The sequence below is a fragment of the Sphingopyxis witflariensis genome, assembly GCF_002205635.1.
GTDB classification, from domain to species: domain Bacteria; phylum Pseudomonadota; class Alphaproteobacteria; order Sphingomonadales; family Sphingomonadaceae; genus Sphingopyxis; species Sphingopyxis witflariensis.
Map to the genome: position 1 here is coordinate 134,475 of NZ_NISJ01000002.1, position 20,465 is coordinate 154,939.

Here is a 20,465-nt window from a genome sequence, read left to right on the forward strand (position 1 = left end):
GCTGACGTCGCTGCCCCTCCACCACCGCCTGCGGCGGCGGTCCCCCTCCCCATCGCTGCGCGACAGGGAGGATCTTTATGTCCTCTTCCCACCCCGAAGCGGCCTCCCGAATGCAAAGAAAAAGCCCCGCCGGATCGCTCCAGCGGGGCCCTTTTCTGTCAGCACCAGGCCGAGGAAGTTATTCCTCGCCGTCAGCTTCCGGACGATCTTCGACCATCACATCGTCGGTGGTGAAGTCTTCGCCCTGGACCTTGCCCAGCGGATCGTCGCCGATCGCGGCTTCGGGGCCCTGCGCCAGTTCGGCAGCATGCTCTTCGGCAGCGGTCTTTGGTGCGATCAGATGCGCCGGGTTCGCAGCGCGCATCGCGGCGCGCAGTGCAGCATCCTTGCTCGACGCGGTAACGCGAACGCGGTTCATCGCAGCGCCGGTACCCGCCGGGATGAGGCGGCCGACGATGACGTTTTCCTTGAGGCCCTGCAGCGAATCGATCTTGCCCTGCACCGAAGCCTCGGTGAGAACGCGGGTCGTTTCCTGGAAGGACGCCGCCGAAACGAAGCTGCGCGTCTGCAGGCTCGCCTTGGTAATGCCGAGGAGGACCGGACGCCCGACGGCGGGACGGCCATTCTTCGGCAGCTTGGCGTTATATTCCATCATCTCCAGATAATCGAGCTGTTCGGCAGGCAACAAGGTGGTGTCGCCGCCGTCGGTGATCTCGACCTTCTGCAGCATCTGGCGAACGATCACCTCGATGTGCTTGTCGTTGATCTTCACGCCCTGGAGTCGATAGACTTCCTGGATTTCCGCGACGAGATATTCGGCCAGTGCTTCCACGCCCATGACGTCGAGAATGTCGTGCGGGTTGGGCGAACCGCTGATCAGCGCATCGCCGCGCTTGACCTGATCGCCTTCCTGTACTTCGAGGACCTTCGACTTGGGAATGAGATACTCGATCGGATCGCCTTCTTCCGGAACGATCGCGATCTTGCGCTTCGCCTTGTAATCCTTGACGAATTCAATGCGGCCGCTGATTTTCGCGATAACGCTGTTGTCCTTGGGAATGCGTGCTTCGAACAGCTCGGCAACACGCGGCAGACCACCGGTGATGTCGCGCGTCTTCGACGCTTCGCGGCTGACACGTGCCAGCACGTCGCCCGCCTGCACTTCCTGACCGTCCTCGACCGACAACATCGTGCCGACCGCGAGCAGATAGCGTGCCGCTTCACCCGACTGATCGTCGAGCAAGGTGAGGCGCGGCTGAAGATCTTCCTTCTTGCTGCGGCCCGCCGAGCGATATTCGATCACGACGCGCTGGGCGATGCCCGTCGCTTCGTCGACCTGTTCGATCAGGGTCTTGGTATCTTCCAGATCCTGATACTTCACGACGCCCTGCTTTTCGGTGATCAGCGGCATGGTGAACGGATCCCATTCGGCAATCCGGTCGCCCTTCTTCACCTTGTCGCCATCCTTGTGGAGGATGTGCGCACCATAGGGCAGCTTGTGCGACGCGCGTTCGCGGCCTTCACTGTCGATGATCGCGATTTCACCCGAACGCGCCAGCGCCAGACGGCGACCACGCTGATCGACGATCGTCGGCATATCACGATATTCGATCGTGCCGTCCGAGATCGCTTCGGCGTTCGACTGTTCGTTGACCTGCGCCGCGCCACCGATGTGGAAGGTACGCATCGTCAGCTGCGTGCCCGGTTCACCGATCGACTGGGCGGCGATAACGCCGACAGCTTCACCGATGTTGACCGGCGTACCGCGGGCAAGGTCACGGCCATAGCATTTGCCGCAAACACCCAGCACCGCTTCGCAAACCAGCGGCGAACGGATCTTGACCGCCTGAACTTCGGCGTCCTCGATCAGCTGCGTCGTCGGTTCGTCAAGCAGCGTGCCGACGGGAGCAAGGACATTGCCGTCCTTGTCGACCACGTCTTCGAGCGTCGTGCGACCCAGGATACGCTCGCCCAGCGAGGCGATCGTCGAACCGCCCTGGATAATCGCGCGCATTTCCATGCCGCGGGTCGTGCCGCAATCTTCCTCGATCACGACGCAATCCTGCGACACGTCGACCAGACGGCGGGTCAGGTAACCCGAGTTTGCCGTCTTGAGCGCCGTATCGGCCAAGCCCTTACGTGCACCGTGGGTCGAGTTGAAATACTCGAGAACGGTCAGGCCTTCCTTGAAGTTCGAGATGATCGGCGTTTCGATGATCTCGCCCGACGGCTTGGCCATCAGGCCGCGCATGCCGGCAAGCTGCTTCATCTGCGCCTGCGAACCACGAGCACCCGAGTGGGCCATCATATAGATGGAGTTGATCGGAGCGAGACGACCCGTCTTCGGATCCATCGGCTCGGCCCGAATTTCGTCCATCATCGCGGTCGCGACCTTGTCGCCGCACTGCGACCAGGCGTCGATCGCCTTGTTGTACTTTTCCTGCTGCGTGATCAGGCCGTCCTGATACTGCTGTTCGAAATCCTTCACGAGCGCGCGGGTTTCGTTGACCATGCCTTCCTTGGAAGCGGGAATGATCATGTCGTCCTTGCCGAACGAGATGCCCGCCTTGAACGCGTGGCGGAAGCCCAGCCCCATGATGGCATCGGCGAACAGCACGGTCTCTTTCTGACCTGTGTGACGATAGACCTGATCGATCACGTCGCCGATTTCCTTCTTGGTCAGAAGGCGGTTGACGACATCAAAGGGCACGGTGTGTGACTTCGGCAGGCACTCTGCAATCAGCATGCGCCCCGGGGTCGTTTCGAAGCGCTTGAAATATTCATTGCCCTTCTCATCGGTTTGCGGAACGCGGCTCGTCACCTTGCTGTGCAGCGTGACCGCACCGATGTGAAGCGCCTGATGCACTTCGGCCATATCGGCGAGCAACATGCCTTCGCCCGGTTCGCCAGGGCGCTCCATCGACAGATAATAGAGACCGAGGACCATATCCTGCGACGGAACGATGATCGGCTTGCCGTTTGCGGGCGACAGGATGTTGTTCGTCGACATCATCAGGACGCGGCATTCCAGCTGCGCCTCAAGGCTCAGCGGAACGTGAACGGCCATCTGATCGCCATCGAAGTCGGCGTTGAAGGCCGAGCAGACCAGCGGGTGAAGCTGGATCGCCTTGCCTTCGATCAGCACAGGCTCGAACGCCTGGATGCCCAGACGGTGAAGCGTCGGAGCGCGGTTCAACATGACCGGGTGCTCGCGAATGACTTCGTCGAGGATGTCCCAGACTTCCTTGCGTTCCTTTTCGACCCACTTCTTCGCCTGTTTCAGGGTCATCGACAGACCCTTGGCGTCGAGGCGCGCGTAGATGAACGGCTTGAACAGTTCGAGCGCCATCTTCTTCGGCAGACCGCACTGGTGCAGCTTGAGTTCGGGACCGGTCACGATGACCGAACGGCCCGAGTAGTCGACGCGCTTGCCGAGCAGGTTCTGACGGAAGCGGCCCTGCTTGCCCTTGAGCATGTCGGACAGCGACTTCAGCGGACGCTTGTTGGCGCCGGTGATCGTGCGGCCGCGGCGGCCGTTATCGAACAACGCGTCGACGGCTTCCTGAAGCATGCGCTTTTCGTTGCGGACGATGATGTCCGGCGCGCGCAGCTCCATCAGGCGCTTCAGGCGGTTGTTGCGGTTAATCACGCGGCGATAGAGATCGTTGAGATCCGACGTCGCGAAGCGGCCGCCGTCGAGCGGCACCAGCGGGCGCAATTCGGGCGGGATCACGGGAACGACTTCGAGGATCATCCACTCGGGGCGGTTGCCCGAATCGATGAAGCTTTCGACGACCTTCAGACGCTTGATGATCTTCTTGGGCTTCAGCTCCGACTTGGTCGTCGCCAGATCTTCGAGCAGATCGGTGCGTTCCTGCTCGAGATCGAGATTCTCGAGAAGCACGCGGATCGCTTCGGCGCCGATGCCGGCGCTGAATGCGTCTTCGCCATATTCGTCCTGCGCGTCGAGCAGTTCGTCTTCGGTCAGCAGCTGGAACTTCTCGAGCGGGGTCAGGCCGGGCTCAAGAACGATATAGGCTTCGAAATAGAGGACGCGCTCGAGCTGCTTGAGCTGCATGTCGAGCAGCAGGCCGATGCGCGACGGCAGCGACTTCAGGAACCAGATGTGCGCGACCGGCGCGGCGAGCTCAATATGGCCCATGCGCTCGCGGCGGACCTTGGTCACCGTGACTTCGACACCGCATTTTTCGCAGACGATGCCCTTGTATTTCATGCGCTTATACTTGCCGCACAGGCATTCATAATCCTTGATCGGGCCAAAGATGCGCGCGCAGAACAGGCCGTCACGCTCGGGCTTGAACGTGCGGTAGTTGATGGTTTCGGGCTTCTTGATCTCGCCGAACGACCATGAGCGGATGCGCTCCGGGCTCGCGATGCCGATCTTGATCATGTCGAAGGTTTCGGGCTTCGCGACCGGGTTCATGAAGTTGGTAAGCTGGTTCATATTCTAGCTCCACTCTTCCCCCCTCGCCGCAGGCGAAGGGGGTGAGGATAAGATCTTATTCGGCGGCTTCGGGAAGGGCATCCGGGGCTTCGTCGGGATCCTGCTCCGCATAGGAGGAGAGTTCGACGTTGAGGCCCAGCGAGCGCATTTCCTTGACGAGCACGTTGAAGCTTTCGGGAATGCCGGCCTCGAAGGTGTCGTCGCCCTTGACGATCGCTTCGTAAACCTTGGTGCGGCCGATCACGTCATCGGACTTCACCGTCAGCATTTCCTGAAGCGTGTACGCAGCGCCATAAGCCTGCAGCGCCCACACTTCCATTTCCCCGAAGCGCTGGCCACCGAACTGGGCCTTACCGCCCAGCGGCTGCTGGGTGACGAGGCTGTAGGGACCGATCGAACGGGCGTGGATCTTGTCGTCGACCAGGTGATGGAGCTTCAGGATATACATATATCCCACCGTCACCTTGCGGTCGAACCGGTCACCGGTGCGGCCGTCATACAGATCAACCTGACCCGACCGATCGAGACCGGCACGTTCCAGCATTGCCGACACATCGGCTTCACGGGCGCCATCGAATACCGGCGTAGCAAAGGGCACGCCCACCGACAGATTGCCGGCAAGCTCGACCACCTGATCAGTGGTCCGCGCCTTGATTTCCTCGGCATATTCATCGCCATAGGCATGAAGAAGCGCCGCGCGCACCGCCTCGGGCGGCGCCCCGGCCTCGGGGTCGGGATTCGCCATGCGCCAATCTTCAAGCGCCTCGGTGATCTGACGACCAAAGCCGCGCGATGCCCAGCCAAGATGCGTTTCCAGAATCTGTCCGACGTTCATGCGCGACGGCACACCCAGCGGGTTGAGCACGAAATCGACGTGCGTGCCATCTTCCAGGAACGGCATGTCTTCGACCGGCAGGATGCGGCTGATGATGCCCTTGTTGCCGTGACGGCCGGCCATCTTATCGCCCGATTGCAGCTTGCGCTTCACCGCGACGAAGACCTTGACCATCTTGAGCACGCCCGGGGCGAGTTCGTCGCCACGCTGCAGCTTTTCGACGCGATCCTCATATTTCGCGCTGATGCGCTTGATCGCGTCATCATATTGCGCCTTGATCGCTTCCAATGCCGTCTGGCTATTGTCGTCGACGACCGCAAGCTTCCACCAATCGGCGCGATCGATTTCGACCAGCATCTCTTCGGTGACGACATCGCCCTTCTTCAGGCCCTTCGGAACCGCGCTGGTCGCCTGACCAACCAACAGTTCCTTGAGGCTGGAGAAGGTCGCACGGTTAAGGATCGCGCGTTCATCGTCGGCGTCCTGCTTCAGACGTTCGATCTCTTCACGTTCGATCGCAATCGCACGTTCGTCCTTGTCGATACCATGACGGTTGAAGACGCGGACTTCGACGACCGTACCCGACACGCCCGGCGGCAGACGAAGCGAGGTGTCACGCACGTCGCTGGCCTTTTCACCGAAAATGGCGCGCAGCAGCTTTTCTTCCGGCGTCATCGGCGATTCACCCTTGGGGGTGATCTTGCCGGCCAATATGTCGCCCGGGCCGACTTCGGCACCGATGTAGACGATCCCGGCTTCGTCGAGGTTGCGAAGCGCTTCCTCGCCGACGTTCGGGATATCGCGGGTGATGTCCTCCGGCCCAAGGCGCGTGTCGCGCGCGGTGACTTCGAATTCCTCGATGTGGATCGAGGTGAAGACGTCATCCTTCACGATGCGTTCGCTGATGAGGATACTATCCTCATAGTTATAGCCGTTCCACGGCATGAACGCGACGAGGACATTCTTGCCCAGCGCCAGTTCGCCCAGCTCGGTCGACGGACCATCGGCGATGATGTCGCCGGTGCGGACGACTTCGCCCACCTTCACCAGCGGACGCTGGTTGATGCAGGTGTTCTGGTTCGAACGCTGGAACTTCTGGAGGCGATAAATGTCGACGCCCGACTTGCCGGGTTCGATCATGTCGGTTGCACGGATAACGATACGCGTCGCATCGACCTGATCGATGATGCCGCCGCGGCGCGCCGCAATGGCTGCGCCGGAGTCACGCGCAACGGTTTCTTCCATGCCGGTGCCGACGACCGGAGCCTCTGCACGCAGCAGCGGCACAGCCTGACGCTGCATGTTCGATCCCATGAGCGCGCGGTTGGCGTCATCGTTTTCCAGGAACGGAATGAGCGACGCCGCGACAGAAACCAGCTGCTTCGGCGATACGTCCATCAGGGTGATCTGATCGCGCGGCGCCATCAGGAATTCACCCGCTTCGCGTGCCGAGATCAGCTCGTCGATGAAGCTGCCATCTTCGTTGAGATCGGCGTTCGCCTGCGCAACGGTGTGCTTCTGCTCTTCCATCGCCGACAGATAGACGACGTCGTTGGTCACCTTGCCGTCGATGATCTTGCGATACGGGGTTTCGATGAAGCCGTACTTGTTGACGCGCGCAAAGGTCGCGAGCGAGTTGATCAGACCGATGTTCGGGCCTTCCGGCGTTTCAATCGGGCAGATACGGCCATAATGGGTCGGGTGAACGTCGCGGACTTCGAAGCCCGCGCGTTCGCGCGTCAGACCGCCCGGCCCAAGCGCCGACACGCGGCGCTTGTGGGTGACTTCCGACAGCGGGTTGGTCTGATCCATGAACTGGCTGAGCTGCGACGAACCAAAGAATTCGCGGACAGCAGCCACGGCAGGCTTCGCGTTGATCAGATCGTTCGGCATCACGGTCGACACGTCGACCGAGCTCATGCGCTCCTTCACCGCGCGCTCCATGCGGAGCAGGCCGACACGATACTGGTTTTCCAGCAGTTCGCCGACCGAACGGACACGACGGTTACCGAGGTTATCGATATCGTCGATTTCGCCCTTGCCGTCCTTCAGGTTCACCAGTTCCTTGACGACAGCGAGGATATCCTCGTTGCGCAGCGTCGTCACCGTGTCCTCGGCGTCGAGGCCAAGGCGCATGTTGAGCTTGACGCGACCCACGGCCGACAGGTCGTAGCGCTCGGGGTCAAAGAACAGGCCACCGAACAAAGCTTCAGCAGTTTCGCGGGTCGGCGGCTCGCCAGGGCGCATGACGCGATAGATATCGCTCAGCGCCTGATCGCGATCCTCGGCCTTGTCGGCCTTCAGCGTGTTGCGAATCCACGGACCGGTGTTGTTGTGATCGATGTCGAGCAGCTCGAGCTTTTCGAGGCCCGCAGCGTCGATCTTTTCGAGGTTTTCGGCGGTCACTTCGTCGCCGGCTTCGATGTAAATCTCGCCCGTCGCTTCGTTGATCAGATCATAGGCGCTGTAACGGCCGAAGATTTCCTCGGTCGGGATCAGCAGCGTGTCGAGACCATCCTTTGCCGCCTTGTTGGCAAGGCGCGGGCTGATCTTGTGGCCGGCGGCGAAGACGACTTCGCCGGTCTTGGCGTCGACGACATCGAAGCCAGGCTTCGCACCGCGCCAATTTTCGAGCATGAACGGAATTTTCCAGCCGTTCGCGTCGCGCTCGAAGATCACCCGGTCATAGAAATGGTTGAGGATTTCCTCACCCGTCATGCCCAGCGCGAACAGCAGGTTGGTCACCGGCAGCTTGCGCTTGCGGTCGATACGGACGTTAACGATGTCCTTGGCGTCAAATTCGAAATCGAGCCACGAACCACGATATGGGATCACGCGTGCAGCGAACAGGAACTTGCCCGACGAATGGGTCTTGCCGCGATCATGGTCGAAAAGCACACCAGGCGAACGGTGCATCTGCGACACGATAACGCGCTCGGTGCCATTGACGAAGAAGGTACCGTTGCCGGTCATGAGCGGCATGTCGCCCATGTAAACGTCCTGCTCCTTGATATCGAGGACCGAGCGGGTGTCGGTTTCGCTGTCGACTTCAAAGACGATCAGACGCAGCGTGACCTTCATCGGCGCCGCATAGGTGATGCCGCGCTGGCGGCACTCGTCGACGTCATATTTCGGCGCTTCGAGTTCGTAATGAACAAAGTCGAGCTCGGCGGTGCCGGCGAAATCGCGGATCGGGAAAACGCTGCGCAGCGTCTTTTCCAGGCCAGAGACATAGCCGACCGACGGATCGGACCGCAGGAACTGCTCATAGGATTCGCGCTGAACCTCGATGAGGTTGGGCATTTCCACGGCTTCGTGGATGTTACCGAACAGCTTGCGGATTCGCTTGGTCGCGGTTGCTTCGAGGGACTTGCCCACCGACTTCGCCTTGGTCGCCATAAGTGATTGTCTCGCCTGTCAAATATCAAAATCGCGAGCGCTCCGACGCGAAAAAAGCCGCAGGCAACCGTCGCCGGTTTACCGCAGCTTTCCACGCCTGTCGAAATCCCCGCCGACCTATCCGTACAACCCGCTGCGCAAAGTCAGGCTCTATCTCGGACGATGGGGTATGGAGGCGATATAGGATTGGGGGGTCGCGGTGTCAACGGGACTGGTCGGATGCCGCATGAGCATGCGCGTCGGCTTTGGGGTGGGAAGCTGCCGTGGCTACATCGACCGAATAGTGTGCATCAAATTCAGTTGCGGTGCTCACACTTCACACAGACGCCATCGCCTTGCCCGGTGAGTAGCCATCGCAGAGGTTTGCGCAGATATATTCGGCTGCATTGCTCGCACAGGAGGAAGGTGCCGAGCACTCCGGCAAGCGTCATACCGGCGAACAGCAAGTATAGGTTGCCCGAGATTGCACCAACCAGCATCACGAGCGTGGAGATGATGCCTAAGTGTCGGACCTTGTTGGCCCGGTCAAATCTGCTCATGCCCACGAGTTCCCCTGCACACGTCCACGTCTGTGTCACGGCATACTGGCCGACGGCGCGAACGTCTGCAACCGGTCGCGTCCAGCCATTCAGGCTAAAGCCTAGAAGATGCCCTTGAGCAGCCGCGTCGGATCCCGACGCAACGACGCCTCCTCCCCCGCCATATAATGGAAGATGCCCTTCAGCGCCTGTTCGGTCACCGAACGGGTCAAGCCGTCGCGGGTCAGCCCAGTCGAAGCCATCAGCTGATTGCCCTTCGATAGCTGATCGAGCTGGCGATAGGCGCCAACATTTTCCAATGCCGAACCGATCAGCGGCGACACCTTGCCGAACAGCACGCTGCCCGCGCTCGATTGAAGATAACGCGTCGCCCCGTCATTTTTCGACACCAGCGCGGGGGCGTCGGACCAGCGCAGATTGTCGATCGCGGCGCAGAACACCGGCTTCGCCTCGCCCGCTGCCCGGCCGCCCGCATCGTTCAAGCTCTTGGTCAAATTGGTCGTGAGGCCGAGCTTGTCGCCCATGCCGAAAAGTTTCGAGGCGAGCTTTCCGCCTGCGCCCGGCAACAGGATGCGCACCGCGGCATCGCGATAAAAGGCGCCGGGCGCGGCCAATTTGTCGAGCGCCCCGTCGGAGGCATTACCGATCAAGCCCTTCACGCCGCTGCTCGGCAGTTTCGCCAGACTCCATGGCGCATAGGCGATCGCCAGCACGCCGACGGCGCCCGCGAGCATCGCCCGCCGGCCGGCTATTTCCTCATCCCATTTCATAGCGCACCTCCGCTGCCCTGCGTCCGGCGATCAGGCTAGCAGCAAAGTTGCGACCGCCAAAGCCCGATGGCCATGGGACCAAATTGCTCGCGGCACAGTCAATTTATCGAAAAACGATATTCAAATTGACGAGACGCGATATCCGATATATCGTTATTCAATAAATCGCATATTGGAGTTCGATATGAAGACCGATAATCGCATCCTCCTCGCCACCCGCGGGCTGATCCTGCTGATCATGGGACTGGTCGCCGCCGGTGCAATCGGCTTGACGGCCGCGGCGCTGGCCCTGCCCTTTTATCGAAGCGAGGTCGCAAGTGCGCTGGCCGAACAGGCCCCGGCGCTCAACATGACGACGCTCTACCCGCCGCTTTACGGGGCCTTCCTGTTTGGCCTGATCGCGCTGGGCCTCATCTGGGCCACCCTCAGCAAATTGCGGGCGATCGTCGCGAGCGTTTCCGAAGGCGACCCTTTCATCGCCGCGAACAGCCGGCGGTTGAAGGCGATCGGCTGGCTGATGGTCGCAGGTCAGGTCGCCGCCATCGCGCTGGGGCTGATGATCGACCGGGTCGCGAGCCTGACGGGCACGCACGGCGGCGGCTCTGACCTTTCACTCAACGGCCTGCTCGCGATCCTGCTGGTGTTCGCCCTCGCCGGGGTGTTCGAGCGCGGCGCGCAGATGCGCGAAGAGCTGGAAGGGACCATCTGATGCCCGTTCTGGTCAAACTCGACGAACTGCTGCACGACCGGCGCATAACGCTGACCGAACTCGCCGAGCGCGTCGACATCACCCTCGCCAATCTGTCGATCCTGAAAACCGGCAAGGCAAAGGCGATCCGCTTCTCGACCCTCGCCGCCATCTGCGCCGCGCTCGAGTGCCAGCCCGGCGATCTTCTGGCCTTTCAACCGGACGAATAGCTCCGACCATATCAATCCTGCCTGTTCACGGCATCGCCAGCCGCGATGCCGAACCCCCTCGCACATCCAGACGCTGGAGAATGTCATGCGGTCCGTCCTGATCCTTTCGCTCTTTCTGACCGGCCTCCTCCCCTCGGCTGCGGTCGCCACCGCTCCCGCCGACCGGGCACGCATCCTGCTCGTCGTGAGCAGCCACGGCCGCGATGGCGGCAAGGCCCAACCCGGCTTCGAAATGGACGAGCTGGCGCAGGCATGGCTGATCTTCCGCGACAACGGCTTTGCTGCCGATATTGCAAGCCCCGAAGGCGGCGTCGTCGTTCCCGACGAATATGCCGCCGACAAAGCGTATAATCGCAGTTTCGCTGACGACCGCGACGCATCGGCTCAGCTGGCCGCCACGCTGCGCCTGTCGACGGTCGACCCCGGCCGATATGCCGCCGTCTTCGTCATCGGCGGCAAGGGCGCCATGTTCGATCTGCCGTTCAGCCAGTCGCTGGCACGGCTGGTTTCGGACATTCATGGCCGTGGTGGTGTGATCGGCGCGGTATGCCACGGCCCGGCGGTGCTCGCACGGCTGCGCAACGCGGAGGGCAAGCCCTTCGTCATGGGCCGCACCGTCACCGGCTTCACCGACGAAGAGGAAGCATTGTTCGGCAAGAAATGGGTCGCCGAATTCCCCTTCCTGCTCGAAACCGAACTGCGTCGCCAGGGCGCCAAGTTTAGCGAAGCCGCGTTCATGCTGCCCCACGTCGCGGTCGACGATCGCATGGTGACCGGCCAGAACCCCTATTCAGTCGCCCCCGCCGCCGAAGCTCTCGTGGCCATGCTGGGAAAATCCCCCGCCGCGCGCGCACCATGGCCCGACAAAAAAAGCATGGCGCTGCTGGCATCGTCGCTGACGGAAAAGCCCGGTGCGCTGACAAGCGCGTTGGCGAAGCAGCACAAGCAACTCGACGTGCCGTTGATCGCGATCTGGGGCTATTATCGCACCATCGAGGCGGCCGGGGACAAAGCAGGCACAGCCGAGGGCTTGCACGTCATGGAGGCCGCCCAGCCCTGGTTCGATGACGACGGCCTGCATCAGGCCATCGCTGCCGTGCGCAAGGCCCTCGCGACCCCCGGCAATATAAAGCTGTCAGACTAGGGGCCGTACTCCATCACCACGCGGGGGAGGTTTGAAGTAAAATGGCTCAGTGCGAGGAGGGAAGGCGCAGGGATATGTCGATATTTCAAGGCTTCTCGACGAAGCAATGGGCCATTTGGGCGCCTCGATCGCGTGGTGATTGAGTACGGCGCCTAGGCCGCCATGCGCAGCCGGTTCCGGCCATCGCTTTTGGCGACATACAGCGCTTTGTCGGCGCGATGCAGCAATTCCTCGACGCTCGCCTCCGCAGCGTAAACAGCTAGGCCGATGCTGACCGTCACTCTCGGCAAATTACCGGCAACGCCGTCTTCCGCCTCGATCGTCTTGCGCACACGTTCGGCGACCATTTCCGGGGACAGCGCGCTGTCGCCCCGCAATATACAAACGAACTCCTCTCCCCCGAAGCGGCCGACCAGATCCGTTTCGCGAAGTGGCGCCTTGGCGCGCTGTGCGACGCGGCGGATCACATTGTCGCCCACGGCATGACCATGGCTGTCGTTAATCCGCTTGAAATGGTCGATGTCGAAGATCGCGACCGCCAGCGGTGCGCCATCGTCCCGCGCGGCAGCGAAAGCCTTTTCGAGAAAAGCGAGCGTTTGCCGGCGGTTGGGCAGGCCGGTCAGCATGTCGGTGTTGGCGACCCGTTCCGCCGCGCTGCGCGCCGCTTCGAGGATCCGCGCATTTTCGACCGTCTCGGTCACGTCCTGGATCGTTCCGAAAATGCCGACCGCGACGCCATTGCGGTCCATTTCGATCGATCCGTGCGACTTGGCGTGGCGTACATCACCGTCGGCGCGCTGGATCCGCCCCTGGAATTCAAAGGGCGCGCCGCTCGCAATGGACTGTTTCAGCACATGGCGCACCCGCACGCGATCATCCTCGAGATAGCAGGCGAGGCTGCCCTCGACCGTCATACCGGCCCCCGGCTCCAGCCCATGGATGCGATAGGACTGGTCCGACCATTGGATCGTCCGGCGCACCAGATCGACGCGCCAGTGGCCGACCAGCGCCACCGCTTCGGCCTGAAGCAGCCAGCGATTGCTTTCCTCCAGCCGCTTGGCCAGCCGCTTTCGCACGACGATCAGCGCCGCGAGCGGCAGCGCGATGGACAGCATCGTCACCAGATAAAATTGCAGGAAGAATATCTTGACCTTCTGCGGCCCGTCGATCGCCGCGATGGGGCCAAGCCCCTGCCCCGTCAGCAACGCGGCAATGACGGCGACGATCAGCATCCCCGCCGCCGCGCCAAAGGGGCCGAGCCGATAGGAGGCAAGAATGACCGCGACACAGGGAAGGAAAGTTGCCGGAAAATGGGACTGTGAAAAGGAGGCTACGGTCAACAGGGCCGCACCGGTCAATATCGCCGTCGCCTCGACCTTCATCGCGATCGTCGCGTTGCGCATCGCGTTGGACGCGATCATCCGCGACAGCATGATGATCGGCGGCGTGACGATCAACATGCCCAGCGCGACCGTGCTCATCCAGGACAGGAAAAAATCGACGCCGGTTCCGGCGAGCAGCGTCGCGATAGCTGCGCTGACGATGCTGGCCGCCATGGCCGCGATACAAAAGCTCCCGACTGCGCGCGGGACCATGAACGAGATCATGGCCGGTTCGCGGCGGCGGAGCACCCACAGCGCAACGACCGGCTCGCAGGCATTGGCCAGTGTAAAAGCAGCGGCGGTCAGCGGCGGAGCGCCGCCCAGCATATTGGCCGACAGGCTCGCAGCGACCATGCCAACGAACGCCCCGATGCGCATCCGCGCGGGCATGAGCAACAGCAACGCCAGAAAATATCCGCTCGGCGGCCAGATCGCCGCGATATTATCGGCGCCCTTGGTCGCATGGAGCGAGAGATGCGCCAGCAGGAAATAACCGAGCGCCGTGAGCAGGAGCCAGAAAGTCGCCTCGACTCTGGGGGGGAGCGCTCGCGTCATGTGGCTACGCTACGAGAAGCTGGAAAAGAAACAATGAACTTCATGCCTCGGCCATTCCGGCTCCGACCCGCCGTACAGCGGCTAGGCGTTACCGCCAAAGGTCAGGCCGACGACCTCTTCGACCATGGCTTCGTCCCATTCCACCCGCTTGTCGAGGAGCAGCATCGCAAGACCGTGGACGAGCGCCCAGGCGTGGAGCGCCGCGGTGTCGGGATCTTCAAGGTGGGGCATCGTCTGCGCGACCCCGGCCCGCAACAGATTATAGCCCACCTCTCCCCCGTCGGCGCCGGGCTGGCAGCGTTCGGACATCTGGCGAGTAAAGCTCAGCCGAAACACCGCCGGCTCCTCATAGGCGAAGCGGACATAAGCGATGCCCGTCGCCTTGAAGCCGGCGTGACCGCCGCCCGCCTTCAGCCACGCCTGTGCCTGCAACGCGCCAAGCCGTCGCAGCCCCTCGTCGGCGAGGGCATCGAGCAGCGCCTCCTTGTCGGGGAAATGACGATAAAGCGCGGTCGCACTGACCCCGACGTCGCGCGCCAGCGCGCGCAGCCCCAGCTCGCCGTCATCGCCATCGCGCAGCCGCTTCATCCCGGCGGCGATCACCGCCGCGCGCAGGTCGCCATGATGATAGGCACGCGCCGCCTTACCGTCCGCCTCATTTATGTTGACACTGTTATCTTCGTTGATCATGTTGTCACCGTAAACATTTCGAGTCGCCAGCACAACCCGCGAAGCGACCCGCCTGCAACCTTCCGCATAAGGAGCGTCTCCATGGCTAGCAATGTCGAAAACATGATCCGCGGCGCGGTGACCAAAGGCATCGTCAAGGTCGCCGAATTCAACCGCAAACGCCTTCCGAGCCCCACCGACGCGCACCCCTTCCTCACCGGCATCCACACGCCGATGACGGAGGAGTTAACGCTGGAAACATTGCGCGTGGATGGCGCAATTCCGGCAGCGCTGACGGGGCGCTATCTGCGCAACGGCCCCAACCCCGCGGTCGCCCCCGATCCGGCGAGCTATCACTGGTTCACCGGCGCCGGCATGGTCCACGGCATCCGCATCGAGGGCGGCAAGGCCGACTGGTATCGCAACCGCTGGGTGCGCGGTGCAGAAGCCTGCGCCGCGCTGGGCGAGGAATTGCCCCCCGGCCCCCGCGAGACCAGCGACGCGCCGAACACCAATGTCGTCGGCCTGGCCGGGCGGACCTTTGCCATCGTCGAAGCCGGCGGCAAGCCGGTCGAGCTGAATTATCAACTCGATACGATCGCGCACAACCCGTTCGATGGCACGCTCGCGGGGGCTTACACGGCGCATCCGCATCTCGACCCCGCGACCGGTGAAACCCACGCGATCACCTATAAGGGCGATACGCCGACCAAGGTCTGGCACGTCGTGCTCGACAAGGACGCGCATGTGATCCGCGAGGAAGCGGTGGCGGTCAGCGACGGCCCGTCGATCCACGACTGCGCGATTACCGCAAATTATGCGCTGATCTTCGACCTGCCCGTCACTTTCTCGATGAAGCTGCTGATCGGTGGCTATCGCTTTCCCTATGCGTGGAACGAGGCCCATCCGGCGCGCGTCGGTCTGCTCCCGCGGAATGGCAGCGGCGACAGCATCATCTGGGTTCCGGTCGAGCCCTGCTATGTCTTCCACCCTGCCAACGCCCATGAGACCGCCGACGGCAAGGTGATCGTCGATGTCGTCGCGCACGACACGATGTTCGCACAGTCGACGCGCGGCCCCGACAGCGAAAAGTCGCGGATGGAACGCTGGACGATCGATCCCGTCGCCCGCACCACCGTCCGCACGATCATCCACGATCATGCGCAGGAATTCCCGCGCTATGACGAACGGCTGACGACGCGGCCCTATCGCTATATATACAGCGTCGCGATGCCCGATGGCGAGGCGATCGAATGGGCGCTGGCCGACACGCGCCTGTTCCGTCACGACCTCGATGCGGGAACGACCGACATCCACGACTTCGGTCCCGGCCGCCATCCCGGCGAGTTTGTCTTCGTTCCGCGCGGCGCCGACAGCGCCGAGAATGACGGCTGGCTGATCGGGCTGGTCGTGGACATGAATGATGAGACGACCGATCTGGTGATCCTGAATGCCGACGACTTTGCTGGCGCACCACAGGCCGTCGTCCATCTGCCGCACCGCGTTCCGCCGGGCTTCCACGGCAATTGGATCGCCGACTGACCGACTTACCGGGATTGGCGGCGGCCAAAACCGCACCGACCGATCCCGGTACCTCGTTCGGTCGCAAAGTCGGTCGCTGCGCGCGACAAACCGGGGCGGAATCTTCGCCCAGTCGCCGCACGGCCACGGCTCACCTTGAAATCAGGCGCTTTTCGGCATCGCTTTACCGATGCCGCTCGTTTCCTGTTCACTATGAAAAAAGCAATCCCCCTCTCTCGCCCCGCCATGAGCGCGATTGCCGCGTTCCTGGCCCTCTCCGCCCCGCAGGTCTTTGCGCAGGCTGCCCCCACCGACATTCCGCCGATGGTATCGCCCGTCGCCGCGCCCGAACCGAGCGCCCCGGCGCCGGTCACCGCGCCACAAGCTGCCGAGCCCGCGGCGCCGAAACCCGTCATTCGTCTCCCGATCGATTTGCCGAGCGAACCCGCCGAACCGGTGGCCAAGACGACCGAACGTCCACCCGCGACTGCCAAGGCCACACCAGTGCGCGCCGAACGCAGCGCAGCCCGCGCACGCAGCGCTGAACCCGACCCGGTCGCCGCGAAAGCCATCGCTCCGGCCGCTGCCACTCTGGTGACCAGCGAAGCTCTGCCGGCCACCCCGCCGGCGACGGCGCCCGTCGAACCCGCCGCAAACCTCTCGCCGCTACCCGTTGAAGAGGCGCCCGCAGAGATCGCCGCAACGAGCGACGCCTTCCCTTGGGAACTCGCCGGCGGTGCTGCGGCCTTGCTGCTGGTAGGCGGCGCGGGCCTTGCCTTCGCACGCCGTCGCCGCGCGAACGATCGCGCCGACGAAACGGCGATGAGCTTCGAAGAAATGGCCGCTGCGGAGGCGGTTCCCTATAGTCCCGCGCGCGCGGACGTCGTTCCGCAGCCCGCTCCGCAACCCGCGATGCGCAGCACGCCGAGCTTCGCCGCCGCACCCCATGGCAGCATGGGCCGCCACGAAGCACTGGCGCTCACGGGGCCGACGCCCGACAATCCGTTCGAGACGCTCAAGAAGCGATTGCAACGCGCCCGCTTTCTCGATCGACAGGAACGCGCACAATATGAAGTCACGCTTGGCGCGCAGAAAGATATGCAGCGCAAACCCGTCAGCGCCTGGGAAATTGCGCACCGCGTCGTTCCCGCCCCCGCTGAACAGGAAGTGCGCCGCCCCGAACGCGGCAACGCGCGCCCCGGAAGCCTCCGCCCGGGCTTGATCCGCCACTAAATCGCAACCTGTTTGCGACAAAAAAAGGGCGGCGCCTCGCGGCACCGCCCTTTTCTTTTTCGCTGGAACCCGGCCGGATCAACCGGCCGGGGCCCGCAAACCGAATTACTTCAGTTCGACGGTCGCGCCAGCGCCTTCGAGGCGCTTCTTCAGTTCGTCAGCTTCTGCCTTGTTGGCGCCTTCCTTGACGACCTTCGGTGCGCCTTCGACCAGCGCCTTGGCTTCGCCCAGGCCCAGACCGGTGATCGCACGGACTTCCTTGATCACGTTGATCTTGTTGCCGCCGTCACCCGTCAGGATGACGTCGAATTCGGTCTGCTCTTCAGCAGCCGGGCCAGCAGCGGCAGCAGCCGGAGCGGCAGCAACAGCAGCAGCAGCCGAAACGCCCCACTTTTCTTCGAGCATCTTCGACAGGTCAGCCGCTTCGAGGACGGTCAGCGTCGACAGTTCTTCAACGATCTTTGCGAGATCAGCCATGTTATTTCTCCATTAAAACCGGGACATGCCCGGCACCAGTTCAAGTTCGGTTCGAAAGTTTATGCGGCCTCTTTGGCGGCATATGCGCCAAAAACCCGCGCCAACTGGCCCGCCGGGGCTGCGGCGATTTGCGCAACCTTGGTGGCCGGAGCCTGCACCAGACCAATGATCTTGGCGCGCAGCTCGTCGAGCGAGGGAAGCGAAGCCAGCGCCTTCACGCCATCAACGTCGAGGATCACATCCCCCATGCCGCCACCAACGATTTCCAGTTTGGGGTTGGTCTTGGCAAATTCCACGGCGATTTTCGCAGCAGCCACCGGGTCGGTGGACGATGCAAGTGCCGTGGGACCGGTCAGCAGATCGCCGATGCCGGTGTAGGACGTGCCGTCGAGCGCGATTTTGGCAAGACGGTTCTTCGTGACGCGAAAGTCGGCTCCTGCATCACGCATTTGCTGACGCAGCACCGTCGACTGAGCGACGGTCATGCCAAGGTTGCGGACGACCACAACCGAAGCAGCTGACGACAGGGTAGCGTTCAGCGAGGATACGGCTTCGGCCTTTTCCGTACGATCCATGCCTATACTCCACTCATCTGCCCGGAACCGCCCACGCCGAAACGCACGCGCCGCCGGGCGGCTAACACACGCAAATGCCGACGCGAGCCAAGGCTCACCTGCATTTGCGCAACGATGTCCGAAGGGGTCGGTCAAGACGCGTCGCCTGATCAAACAGGCGGGCGACCGAAAAAGACTGTTCCCCGTCTCGGCTGGAAATTAAGAAGGGCATATTCCCTTCACCAACTGTCTCGGACGGAATCGCCACCGCCGGAGCGATGACAACACAGGGGCGCCTAATAACGGCGACGGCTGCGGAGTCAAGTTGCGATGGTGCGGGGCGGTGCGGTGATCAGGACACCATGCGGTGCAAACGGGCGATTACGCCATCATAGAGCTGAATGAAGAAGCGAAGGGATGGTCAGCGGTGTGCCCGCCCCTGTCGTACCTTGGCCGATTTGATCGCCTCCCGGAATCGAGAACCAAAGACAACTGCCAACCCGAGACCAACAAGCGCCGTGAGAAATTCGCTCCACAACCATTTTTCCACGCCTCGCGCGGCAATAATTGTCAGGCAAATTAGCGTCAATTCTTCCCGCCACCTCATCGATTACACTCCGTCAACTCGAAATTGATGGTGAGCAGAATATCACGGCAATTGCAACGCAGGTTTCGGTCACTTGCTGCGCCTCCTCTCATCGTCGTCCGGGACTTGATCCGGGATCCGTTTTTCGCCCATGCCGCAGTACCCCGGATCAAGCCCGGGGTAACGAAGAGTGATCAGGTCACAGTTCGGCCACGCGTGACCTAGTGCGGCGCCACCCCCTCCGCTAAAAGCGCCGCTATGATCAATATCAGACAATCCACTCCCGCAGACGGCGAACGCGCCGTGCAGATCTGGCGCGACGCCGTTGATGCGACGCATGATTTCCTTCGCCCCGAAGACCGGGTAGCGATCGAGCAGGAGGTCGCGGGCTTCCTGCCCGCCGCCCCGCTCTGGCTCGCCGTCGATGGCGCCGACCGGCCGATCGGCTTCATGCTGCTCGATGGCGCGAGCATGGAGGCGCTGTTCATCGACCCAGCGCACCGCGGCGAAGGCGTCGGACGGGCGCTCATTACACATGCTCTCGAACGCCACCCTATACTCACGACCGAAGTGAATGAGCAGAATATGCAGGCGGTCGGCTTCTACGAACATATGGGCTTCATTCCCATCGGACGCTCCGAGCGCGACGGTCAGGGGCGCGCTTACCCGCTGATTCACTTGCGCTTCGGCGGCGCGGACTAACCGCACTCAACACCGCCCGCCTGGCACGATGCGAAATTTCGCACGATACCCCTTGCGCCATTGCATTTAAGATATATCTTAGAGCTATCAAGAATCACTCTAAGGCAGGATATGATGCACTTTCACGGAAAAATGAGCGGGCATGGCTGCGACAAGCGACACGCCATGCACCGCGGCGGGCGCGGCTTTGGCCACGGCCATGGGCGCGGCTTCGGTGGGCGGCACCGCGATGACGATGAGGGTCGCGGCCCGCGCCGCCGGATGTTCGACAGCGGCGAGCTGCGGCTCGTGCTGCTCAAACTGATCGCCGACGAACCGCGCCACGGCTATGACCTGATCCGCCAGATCGAGGAACTGACCAGCGGCGCCTATGCGCCAAGCCCCGGGGTCATTTACCCCACCCTCACCCTGTTGGGCGATATGGGTCAGATCGAGGCGCAGCAGAGCGACGGCGCCAAAAAGCTGTTCGCAATCACCCCCGAGGGACAGGTCGAACTCGACGCCAGCAAGGATGTCGTCGATGCACTGATCGCGCGCCTCACCGCGTTCGGCGAGGAGCGGCAGCGGACCGACAGTGCATCGGTGCGCCGCGCGATGGGCAATTTGAAGCAGGTGCTCCTCAACCGGCTCGGCCAGCGCGATCTCGACGATGCGACATTGCACGCCGTCGTGGCGCTGATCGACGAGGCGGCGCAGAAGATCGAGCGACTGTAAGG

General features: G+C 62.5%; 15 protein-coding genes. 7 read left to right on the top strand and 8 right to left on the bottom strand.

Features of this window, described 5'->3' with window-relative positions; translation table 11 throughout:
• Positions 1–178: 178 nt before the first annotated feature.
• The 4 genes from rpoC to CDQ91_RS04680 all read right to left on the bottom strand — a co-directional run bounded on the left by rpoC (position 179) and on the right by CDQ91_RS04680 (position 10,008).
• Positions 179–4,465 carry a DNA-directed RNA polymerase subunit beta' gene (rpoC, locus tag CDQ91_RS04665; protein WP_088471561.1) on the bottom strand — a complete coding sequence of 1,429 codons (4,287 nt, stop codon included), beginning with the start codon at positions 4,463–4,465 and terminating at the stop codon, positions 179–181.
• Positions 4,466–4,520: 55 nt separating this feature from the next.
• Positions 4,521–8,699, bottom strand: a complete 4,179-nt coding sequence (gene rpoB, locus CDQ91_RS04670; RefSeq protein ID WP_088471562.1) for a DNA-directed RNA polymerase subunit beta — start codon at positions 8,697–8,699, stop codon at positions 4,521–4,523.
• A 296-nt stretch (positions 8,700–8,995) separates the two neighbouring features.
• On the bottom strand, positions 8,996–9,238 hold the full coding sequence (locus CDQ91_RS04675; protein WP_088471563.1) for a hypothetical protein: 243 nt from the start codon (positions 9,236–9,238) through the stop codon (positions 8,996–8,998).
• Between the two features lie 101 nt (positions 9,239–9,339).
• Positions 9,340–10,008 (bottom strand): DUF4197 domain-containing protein, encoded by a 669-nt coding sequence (locus CDQ91_RS04680; protein WP_088471564.1) that lies wholly within the window; start codon positions 10,006–10,008, stop codon positions 9,340–9,342.
• Between the two features lie 184 nt (positions 10,009–10,192).
• Here CDQ91_RS04680 and CDQ91_RS04685 point away from each other — a divergent pair, with 184 nt between their 5' ends.
• The 3 genes from CDQ91_RS04685 to CDQ91_RS04695 all read left to right on the top strand — a co-directional run bounded on the left by CDQ91_RS04685 (position 10,193) and on the right by CDQ91_RS04695 (position 12,070).
• Positions 10,193–10,717 carry a DUF2975 domain-containing protein gene (locus CDQ91_RS04685; RefSeq protein ID WP_144036686.1) on the top strand — a complete coding sequence of 175 codons (525 nt, stop codon included), beginning with the start codon at positions 10,193–10,195 and terminating at the stop codon, positions 10,715–10,717.
• Positions 10,717–10,926, top strand: a complete 210-nt coding sequence (locus tag CDQ91_RS04690) for a helix-turn-helix domain-containing protein (protein ID WP_088471566.1) — start codon at positions 10,717–10,719, stop codon at positions 10,924–10,926. The genes CDQ91_RS04685 and CDQ91_RS04690 overlap by 1 nt, the downstream gene beginning before the upstream one ends.
• A gap of 85 nt (positions 10,927–11,011) precedes the next feature.
• Entirely contained in the window at positions 11,012–12,070 is a 1,059-nt protein-coding gene (locus tag CDQ91_RS04695; RefSeq protein WP_088471567.1) for a type 1 glutamine amidotransferase domain-containing protein, read from the top strand.
• A gap of 152 nt (positions 12,071–12,222) precedes the next feature.
• Here CDQ91_RS04695 and CDQ91_RS04700 read toward each other — a convergent pair whose 3' ends face one another.
• Positions 12,223–14,007, bottom strand: coding sequence for a sensor domain-containing diguanylate cyclase (locus tag CDQ91_RS04700; RefSeq protein WP_088471568.1), 1,785 nt, complete (start codon positions 14,005–14,007; stop codon positions 12,223–12,225).
• 81 nt (positions 14,008–14,088) lie between these two features.
• Entirely contained in the window at positions 14,089–14,697 is a 609-nt protein-coding gene (locus CDQ91_RS04705; protein WP_088471569.1) for a TetR/AcrR family transcriptional regulator, read from the bottom strand.
• An 81-nt stretch (positions 14,698–14,778) separates the two neighbouring features.
• On the opposite strand from CDQ91_RS04705, the gene CDQ91_RS04710 reads away from it, so the two are divergent.
• Entirely contained in the window at positions 14,779–16,218 is a 1,440-nt protein-coding gene (locus tag CDQ91_RS04710; protein WP_088471570.1) for an 8'-apo-carotenoid 13,14-cleaving dioxygenase, read from the top strand.
• A gap of 225 nt (positions 16,219–16,443) precedes the next feature.
• Positions 16,444–17,430 (top strand): hypothetical protein, encoded by a 987-nt coding sequence (locus CDQ91_RS04715; protein WP_088471571.1) that lies wholly within the window; start codon positions 16,444–16,446, stop codon positions 17,428–17,430.
• Between the two features lie 105 nt (positions 17,431–17,535).
• Here the strand turns inward: CDQ91_RS04715 and rplL are convergent, their stop codons facing one another.
• A complete protein-coding gene (rplL, locus tag CDQ91_RS04720; RefSeq protein WP_088471572.1) occupies positions 17,536–17,907 on the bottom strand; it encodes a 50S ribosomal protein L7/L12 in 372 nt (123 codons plus the stop codon).
• 59 nt (positions 17,908–17,966) lie between these two features.
• Entirely contained in the window at positions 17,967–18,482 is a 516-nt protein-coding gene (rplJ, locus tag CDQ91_RS04725; protein ID WP_088471573.1) for a 50S ribosomal protein L10, read from the bottom strand.
• Positions 18,483–19,305: 823 nt separating this feature from the next.
• Here rplJ and CDQ91_RS04730 point away from each other — a divergent pair.
• Both CDQ91_RS04730 and CDQ91_RS04735 read left to right on the top strand, forming a co-directional pair.
• A complete protein-coding gene (locus tag CDQ91_RS04730; protein ID WP_088471574.1) occupies positions 19,306–19,749 on the top strand; it encodes an acetyltransferase in 444 nt (147 codons plus the stop codon).
• 111 nt (positions 19,750–19,860) lie between these two features.
• A complete protein-coding gene (locus CDQ91_RS04735; RefSeq protein WP_419722541.1) occupies positions 19,861–20,463 on the top strand; it encodes a PadR family transcriptional regulator in 603 nt (200 codons plus the stop codon).
• Positions 20,464–20,465 lie beyond the last annotated feature (2 nt).

Excerpts from the sequence above, each read along its gene's own strand:
- CDQ91_RS04705 (WP_088471569.1), bottom strand. The coding sequence starts at position 14,697 with ATGATCAACGAAGATAACAGTGTCAACATAAATGAGGCGGACGGTAAG.
- CDQ91_RS04735 (WP_419722541.1), top strand. The coding sequence starts at position 19,861 with ATGATGCACTTTCACGGAAAAATGAGCGGGCATGGCTGCGACAAGCGA.
- CDQ91_RS04680 (WP_088471564.1), bottom strand. The coding sequence starts at position 10,008 with ATGAAATGGGATGAGGAAATAGCCGGCCGGCGGGCGATGCTCGCGGGC.
- CDQ91_RS04695 (WP_088471567.1), top strand. The coding sequence starts at position 11,012 with ATGCGGTCCGTCCTGATCCTTTCGCTCTTTCTGACCGGCCTCCTCCCC.
- CDQ91_RS04675 (WP_088471563.1), bottom strand. The coding sequence starts at position 9,238 with ATGAGCAGATTTGACCGGGCCAACAAGGTCCGACACTTAGGCATCATC.
- rplJ (WP_088471573.1), bottom strand. The coding sequence starts at position 18,482 with ATGGATCGTACGGAAAAGGCCGAAGCCGTATCCTCGCTGAACGCTACC.
- rpoC (WP_088471561.1), bottom strand. The coding sequence starts at position 4,465 with ATGAACCAGCTTACCAACTTCATGAACCCGGTCGCGAAGCCCGAAACC.
- rplL (WP_088471572.1), bottom strand. The coding sequence starts at position 17,907 with ATGGCTGATCTCGCAAAGATCGTTGAAGAACTGTCGACGCTGACCGTC.
- CDQ91_RS04685 (WP_144036686.1), top strand. The coding sequence starts at position 10,193 with ATGAAGACCGATAATCGCATCCTCCTCGCCACCCGCGGGCTGATCCTG.
- CDQ91_RS04715 (WP_088471571.1), top strand. The coding sequence starts at position 16,444 with ATGAGCGCGATTGCCGCGTTCCTGGCCCTCTCCGCCCCGCAGGTCTTT.
- CDQ91_RS04700 (WP_088471568.1), bottom strand. The coding sequence starts at position 14,007 with ATGACGCGAGCGCTCCCCCCCAGAGTCGAGGCGACTTTCTGGCTCCTG.
- rpoB (WP_088471562.1), bottom strand. The coding sequence starts at position 8,699 with ATGGCGACCAAGGCGAAGTCGGTGGGCAAGTCCCTCGAAGCAACCGCG.
- CDQ91_RS04730 (WP_088471574.1), top strand. The coding sequence starts at position 19,306 with ATGATCAATATCAGACAATCCACTCCCGCAGACGGCGAACGCGCCGTG.
- CDQ91_RS04690 (WP_088471566.1), top strand. The coding sequence starts at position 10,717 with ATGCCCGTTCTGGTCAAACTCGACGAACTGCTGCACGACCGGCGCATA.
- CDQ91_RS04710 (WP_088471570.1), top strand. The coding sequence starts at position 14,779 with ATGGCTAGCAATGTCGAAAACATGATCCGCGGCGCGGTGACCAAAGGC.